This is a genomic window from Caballeronia sp., from assembly GCF_028292365.1.
GTDB lineage: Bacteria > Pseudomonadota > Gammaproteobacteria > Burkholderiales > Burkholderiaceae > Caballeronia.
In genome coordinates, this window is record NZ_JAQGMM010000223.1 from 1 (window position 1) to 6,355 (window position 6,355).

General features: G+C 60.0%; 9 protein-coding genes. All 9 read right to left on the minus strand.

Going from position 1 to position 6,355, the window contains the following annotated elements; genetic code table 11:
* On the minus strand, positions 1–499 hold a 499-nt coding region (gene ureG / locus JWR14_RS13710; protein WP_299707380.1), incomplete at its 3' end, for an urease accessory protein UreG.
* A 4-nt stretch (positions 500–503) separates the two neighbouring features.
* Complete coding sequence (locus JWR14_RS13715) at positions 504–1,184, minus strand: urease accessory UreF family protein (RefSeq protein WP_299707465.1); 681 nt, start codon at positions 1,182–1,184, stop codon at positions 504–506.
* Positions 1,171–1,839: an urease accessory protein UreE gene (gene ureE / locus JWR14_RS13720; RefSeq protein WP_299707382.1), complete on the minus strand. Its 669-nt coding sequence runs from the start codon at positions 1,837–1,839 to the stop codon at positions 1,171–1,173. The genes JWR14_RS13715 and ureE overlap by 14 nt, the downstream gene beginning before the upstream one ends.
* Before the next feature lie 7 nt (positions 1,840–1,846).
* Positions 1,847–3,553, minus strand: a complete 1,707-nt coding sequence (gene ureC, locus JWR14_RS13725) for an urease subunit alpha (protein WP_299707385.1) — start codon at positions 3,551–3,553, stop codon at positions 1,847–1,849.
* 22 nt (positions 3,554–3,575) lie between these two features.
* A complete protein-coding gene (locus tag JWR14_RS13730) occupies positions 3,576–3,881 on the minus strand; it encodes an urease subunit beta (protein ID WP_299707388.1) in 306 nt (101 codons plus the stop codon).
* A gap of 31 nt (positions 3,882–3,912) precedes the next feature.
* A complete protein-coding gene (locus JWR14_RS13735) occupies positions 3,913–4,215 on the minus strand; it encodes an urease subunit gamma (protein WP_031362362.1) in 303 nt (100 codons plus the stop codon).
* 68 nt (positions 4,216–4,283) lie between these two features.
* Positions 4,284–5,003, minus strand: coding sequence for an amino acid ABC transporter ATP-binding protein (locus tag JWR14_RS13740; RefSeq protein ID WP_299707456.1), 720 nt, complete (start codon positions 5,001–5,003; stop codon positions 4,284–4,286).
* Positions 4,990–5,640: an amino acid ABC transporter permease gene (locus JWR14_RS13745; RefSeq protein ID WP_158937842.1), complete on the minus strand. Its 651-nt coding sequence runs from the start codon at positions 5,638–5,640 to the stop codon at positions 4,990–4,992. The genes JWR14_RS13740 and JWR14_RS13745 overlap by 14 nt, the downstream gene beginning before the upstream one ends.
* Complete coding sequence (locus tag JWR14_RS13750; protein WP_299707462.1) at positions 5,637–6,314, minus strand: amino acid ABC transporter permease; 678 nt, start codon at positions 6,312–6,314, stop codon at positions 5,637–5,639. Before JWR14_RS13750 ends, JWR14_RS13745 begins: the two co-directional genes overlap by 4 nt.
* Between the last annotated feature and the right edge of the window lie 41 nt (positions 6,315–6,355).

Genomic DNA, 6,355 nt, shown 5'->3' on the forward strand with positions numbered 1-6,355 from the left:
CGAGATCGATCTTGTTGATCACCAGCAAATCCGATTTCGTGATGCCCGGACCGCCTTTGCGCGGGATTTTTTCGCCGCCGGCGACATCGATGACGTAAATGGTCAGGTCCGACAATTCCGGGCTGAAAGTGGCGGCAAGATTGTCACCGCCGGACTCAATGAACACGATGTCCGCGTCCGGGAAGCGTTCGATCATCTGGTCGACGGCTTCAAGGTTGATGGACGCGTCCTCGCGAATGGCCGTGTGCGGGCAGCCGCCCGTTTCCACGCCCATGATGCGCTCGGCCGGCAACGCGCCCGCGACCGTGAGCAGGCGCTGGTCTTCTTTAGTGTAGATGTCGTTGGTGATCGCGACGAGGTCGTATTTGTCGCGCATCGCCTTGCAGAGCATTTCGAGCAAGGTGGTCTTGCCGGAGCCGACCGGACCTCCCACGCCCACGCGCAAGGGCGGCAGTTTCTTGGAGCGGCGGGCAGCGGCGGAATAGACGGGTGCGTTCATGGTTTTAAGAGCGGAACAGGCGTGAATATTGTGATTCGTGGCGCGCCGAGAGAATGCCGAGTTGCGGCGCGAAGGTGTTGATTTCGCCGGGCGAGGTGTCGAGCGCTTTTTCTACAGCGGTATCGATGGCAACGCGTAATGCAACGATGATCCGCTGTCCCGCGATCTGGCCCAGCGGTACCGCTTTTAGGGCGGCGGCGGCCTGGTTTTCGACCCAGGAGAACGCGTAGGCGGCGAGGGCGGCGTCGGTGGCGGCATCGTGAGCGTAGGCGGCGAAGGCAAATGCTGTGGGCTGCGAAATCGGTTTAATGGCGTTTAACGTGGCTAAACGCGCGGCATCGCCCCATTCGAGTTGCGTGCACAACTGGGCAAGCGACCAGCCCATTTGCTGCGTCTCGCGACGCAATTCCGCCGACTCGCGGCTGGCAAGGAATTCTTCATCGGCGGCGGAGAGGCCTGCTGCATCGTGATCGCGCCAGCGGGTTATCTGATGTGCGAGGAACGGCAACTCGCCGCGTGCAAGCACGTTGGTCAGCCCGCTCGTGATCCATTCGCGAGCGCTGTCGCCATCGTGGATCAGGCCATGTTCTATCGCCGACTCAAGGCCCTGCGAATAACTGAACGCGCCAATAGGCAATGCCGGCGATGCCAGATGCAGCAGCGCAGTGAGCTCAGCGACGCGCATGACCGTGGTCGTGGTTATGGTCGTGATCGTGGCCTTCGTGGTCATGAGCGCCATGGTCCGCGTGCCCATGCGTGCATTGCGAATGGTCGCCATGATCGTGGCCCGCGCCGTGGTCGTGCCCATGATCGTGATCATGCGAGTGCCCGTGATGTTCATCGAAGACCTTTTGCGCGAGCGCGTAGTCCTCTACAAACGTCTCGTCATGGCCGTGCTTGTGCCCGCCGCCATACGCACCCGTCTCCGGTTGAAACGGCGCGGTCGCGTGATCCACGTGCGCGCCCAGACGCCTGAGCATGTCTTCGAGCACCGGATCAGCTTCTAGCTTCAATTGTCCCGCGGCCACTTCAACCGGCGTGTGGCGATTGCCCAAATGGTATGCGGCGCGCGTCAGCGTAATGGGATCGTGAGCATGAACAACCAGCACATCCTGTGGCGCCGCAATCACGCGCACCAGTCCGCCGTCGTCGGCGACCAGCATGTCGCCATCGCGCAGCACCGTGCCGCGCGGCAGAACCAGCGCAATTTCCTCGCCGTTATCCAGCGTGGCGGCCAGCCGGCTCTTGCAGCGGTCATCGAAGGCAAGGGTCAAGGTCGGCGCGCGTTTGATCAGCGCTGCGGCAAGTTTCGCTTCGATACGTTTATCGATCGTGCGCATGAAAGTCTCAAAAAAGGAAGTAGCGCTGCGCCATTGGCAAGACGGTTGCCGGCTCGCAGGTGAGCAACTGGCCGTCGGCTACAACCTGATACGTTTCCGGATCAACAGTAATGGACGGCCTGTACGCATTGTGAACCATGTCGGCCTTCGAGATATTCCGGCAGTTCTTCACCGCGACCACTTGCTTCTTCAATCCATACCGTTCGCCAACGCCGTCATCCAGCGCCATCTGCGAGACGAACGTCAGCGATGTCTTGCCCAGCGCACCGCCGCGCGTCGCGAACATCTCACGATAATGCACCGGTTGCGGCGTTGGAATGGATGCGTTCGGGTCACCCATCTGCGCGACCGCGATCATGCCGCCTTTCAGGATCATGGCAGGCTTCACGCCGAAGAACGCGGGTTCCCAGAACACGAGGTCGGCCCATTTTCCCGGCTCGATGGAACCCACTTCATGCGCGATGCCATGCGTGATGGCCGGGTTGATCGTGTACTTGGCGATGTAGCGTTTCGCGCGGAAATTGTCGTTACGCGATGAGTCTTCCGGCAACGCGCCACGCTGCGTTTTCATCTTGTGTGCAGTTTGCCAAGTGCGCATGACGACTTCACCCACACGCCCCATCGCCTGCGAATCCGATGACAGCATGGACAGGGCGCCCAAGTCATGAAGGATGTCTTCGGCGGCAATTGTCTCGCGGCGAATCCGCGATTCGGCGAACGCGATATCTTCAGCAATCGACGGATCGAGGTGATGGCAGACCATCAGCATGTCGAGGTGTTCATCGAGCGTGTTGATGGTGTACGGACGCGTAGGATTCGTCGACGAAGGCAGAACGTTCGATTCACCGCAGACCTTGATGATGTCCGGCGCGTGGCCGCCGCCGGCGCCTTCGGTGTGATACGTGTGGATCGTGCGGCCCTTGAACGCGGCCACGGTCGTTTCAACAAAACCTGCTTCGTTCAGCGTGTCGGTGTGAATGGCGACTTGCGTGTCGGTATCGTCGGCAACGGATAAACAGTTATCAATGGCAGCCGGCGTCGTGCCCCAGTCTTCATGCAGCTTGAGCCCAATCGCGCCGGCCTTGATCTGTTCGATCGCGGGCGCAGGCAAACTCACATTGCCCTTGCCGAGAAAGCCAAGATTCACCGGCCAGCCATCGGCGGCTTGCAGCATGCGTTCGAGATGCCACGGGCCTGGCGTACAGGTCGTGGCGTTTGTGCCGGTCGCTGGACCGGTGCCGCCGCCGAGCATCGTCGTGATGCCTGACGCTAGCGCTTCATCAATCTGCTGCGGACTGATGAAGTGAATATGCGAGTCGATACCCCCTGCCGTCACGATCATCCCTTCACCGGCAATGACCTCGGTCGCAGCGCCGATTGCGATCGTCACGCCCGGCTGGATATCCGGATTGCCTGCCTTGCCGATCGCAAACACGCGCCCGTTCTTGATGCCGATATCCGCCTTCACGATGCCCCAGTGATCGAGGATCAGCGCGTTCGTCACGACTGTATCCACCACGTCGGCGTGCACGCGTTGCGACTGGCCCATACCGTCGCGAATCACCTTGCCGCCGCCGAATTTGACTTCCTCACCGTAGGTCGTGAAGTCGCGTTCGACTTCGATCAGCAGGTCGGTATCGGCGAGACGCACGCGGTCGCCGGTGGTCGGGCCGAACATTTCCGCGTAAGCGCGGCGTCCGATGCGTAGCGTCATGTCGAGAATCCTGAAGTTGAAATCAAAGCGGACCCATCACAAGGCCGTTGAAGCCGTACACCCGGCGATCGCCTGCGAGCGCCACGAGTTCTACCGTGCGCTCCTGGCCGGGCTCGAAGCGCACGGCCGTACCCGACGCAATGTTCAGCCGAAAGCCCCTGGCCTTGTCACGCTCGAAGGTGAGCGCCGTGTTGACTTCGAAGAAATGAAAATGCGAGCCGACCTGCACGGGCCGGTCACCGGTATTCGATACCGTCACGGACACCCTCTCGCGGCCCGCGTTGAGTTCATGCTCGCCATCGTCGATCAGATATTCGCCGGGAATCATGCGCGGCTCCTTGTATAAGCGTGCTGCAAGTTCAGGGGATCGGATGATGGACGGTCACGAGCTTGGTGCCATCGGGGAAGGTGGCTTCTATCTGGATATCCGGGATCATTTCCGGTACTCCGTCCATCACGTCGTCGCGTGTAAGCAGCGTGGTGCCGTAATGCATCACGTCAGCTACCGTACGGCCGTCACGTGCCGCTTCCATCAGCGCCGCCGAGATGAACGCGATGGCCTCCGGATAGTTCAGCTTCAGCCCGCGTGCGCGTCGCCGTTCGGCGAGCAGCGCAGCGGTGAAGATCAGCAGCTTGTCTTTTTCGCGGTGGGTTAGCTTCATGGGTTCGTAGCGTGTCTTGTATGAAGTGCTGAGGTTAAAAGAAATCCTGGCATTGCTACCCTACGATTTCATTGGATGAACTTCTGCAATTCAACCGTCGTCGGCCGCTCGAAAATCTCCTCCGGCGTGCCGCTTTCCCACACGCGCCCCTGATGCATGAACACGACCTTGTTCGACACGCGCCGCGCAAAGCGCATCTCGTGCGTGACCATGATGAGCGTCATGCCATCGGCGGCGAGGCTTTCCACAACGGCCAATACTTCGCCCACCAGTTCGGGGTCGAGTGCGGAGGTGATCTCATCGCAGAGCAGGACCGAGGGCTTCATTGCAAGCGCCCGGGCGATAGCCACGCGCTGCTGCTGTCCACCCGACAGTTGTTCGGGATAGGCGTTGAATTTATCGGCGAGACCGACGCGTTCAAGCACTTGCTCAGCGGTCGCGCGCGCCTTCGCCTTGTGAACCTTCTTGACCACGGTCTGCGCGAGCATCACGTTCTGACCGGCGGTGAGATGCGGAAACAGGTTGTACTGCTGGAACACCATACCGACCTTCAGCCGCAATGCACGCAGATCCGCATGACGTGCGTCCATGTGCTCGCCGTCGATTTCGATCGACCCTTCGTCGATACTTTCCAGTCCGTTCAAGGTCCGCAGCAAGGTGCTTTTACCCGAGCCGCTGCGTCCGATGATTGCCACCACCTGTCCCGATTCCACCGAAAAATCGATGCCTTTCAGGACCTGGTTCGCGCCGAACTGCTTCTTGAGGTTTTGCGTTTCAACGAGCGGCATTCCATTTCCTTTCGAGCGTGCGCGCGTAGCGGGTAAGCGGATAACAAATTACGAAATAGATCACGGCGACGAGACCGTAGACGACGAATGGCCTGAAGGTCGCGTTCGAAATCATCGTGCCGGCTTTCGTGAGTTCGGTGAAGCCGATGATCGAGACCAGCGCTGTGTCCTTCACGGCCTGCACGCCGAAGCCGACCGTCGGGCCGATAGCGATGCGGGTGGCTTGCGGAAGAATCACATGACGCAGTTGCTCGAAGTAGTTCATCGCGAGGCTGGACGATGCTTCCCACTGACCCTTGGGAATGGCTTCAACGCAGCCGCGCCAGATCTCGGCGAGATACGCGCTGGTGAACAGCGTAAGGCCTACCGTTGCAGCAATCCACGGCTGAACTTCGATGCCGAGCAGCGGCAAACCGAAGAACACGAGGAACAGCTGCATCAGAAGCGGCGTGCCCTGGAATATCTCGATGTAGACCTTCACGATAGTCCGCAAAACACGCGAACTCGACACGCGCATCACGAGCAGCACGAAGCCCACGATACCGCCGGCCACGAACGAAACAATCGACAGCACGATGGTCCAGCGCGCCGCGAGCAGCAGGTTGGTGAGAATTTGTTCGAATGTAAATTCGATCATCGGGCGCCTCGCAGATTGCGGGCGAACAGGCGTTTGCCTGCTTCGTTGAGCAGGAAGCGCAAGAGGATCGCCATCACGAGATAAGCTGCCGTGATCAGGAAATACGTTTCGAACGCGCGGAAGTTGCGCGACTGAATGTAGCTCGCGGCGTAGGTCAGATCGGAGACCGATATTTGCGACACCACCGCCGAGCCGAGCATCGTGATCACGATCTGGCTGGTGAGAGCCGGAAATACTTTCGCGATGGCTTGCGGCAAGACCACGTGCCTGAAGGTCTCGCCACGGGTCATGGCAAGCGACGCCGCCGCTTCAAGATGTCCCTTCGGCACGGCCGCGATACCCGAGCGGATGATCTCGACCGAATAGGCGCCGAGGTTGAGTGTCATCGCGAGCACGGCGGCCACGTATTCATCAATGCGTATACCCAGCGCCGGCAGTCCGAAGAAGACGAAGAACAATTGCACGATGAACGGCGTATTGCGGATTGCTTCCACGTAGCCGCCAACGAACGAGCGCACCGCCGGATATTTGCTGCCTTTGCCTGCTGCACCGAGTATGCCGACCGCGAGGCCGAGCACGGTGGACACCGCGGTCAGCCCAAGTGTTACTGCTGCGCCGCTCGCAAACATGCCGGCGTACTGCCCGAGATCGCCGAACTGGAGTTGGTAAGCCATTAAAGCGGCACCTTGTTATTTAAGCTTGGGTAGTGTTGATT

Bases quoted from the DNA above. Each gene is read 5' to 3' on its own strand.
- JWR14_RS13735 (WP_031362362.1), bottom strand. From the start codon at position 4,215: ATGAAGCTAACCCACCGCGAAAAAGACAAGCTGCTGATCTTCACCGCT.
- JWR14_RS13745 (WP_158937842.1), bottom strand. From the start codon at position 5,640: ATGATCGAATTTACATTCGAACAAATTCTCACCAACCTGCTGCTCGCG.
- ureE (WP_299707382.1), bottom strand. From the start codon at position 1,839: ATGCGCACGATCGATAAACGTATCGAAGCGAAACTTGCCGCAGCGCTG.
- JWR14_RS13750 (WP_299707462.1), bottom strand. From the start codon at position 6,314: ATGGCTTACCAACTCCAGTTCGGCGATCTCGGGCAGTACGCCGGCATG.
- ureC (WP_299707385.1), bottom strand. From the start codon at position 3,553: ATGACGCTACGCATCGGACGCCGCGCTTACGCGGAAATGTTCGGCCCG.
- JWR14_RS13730 (WP_299707388.1), bottom strand. From the start codon at position 3,881: ATGATTCCCGGCGAATATCTGATCGACGATGGCGAGCATGAACTCAAC.
- JWR14_RS13740 (WP_299707456.1), bottom strand. From the start codon at position 5,003: ATGCCGCTCGTTGAAACGCAAAACCTCAAGAAGCAGTTCGGCGCGAAC.
- JWR14_RS13715 (WP_299707465.1), bottom strand. From the start codon at position 1,184: ATGCGCGTCGCTGAGCTCACTGCGCTGCTGCATCTGGCATCGCCGGCA.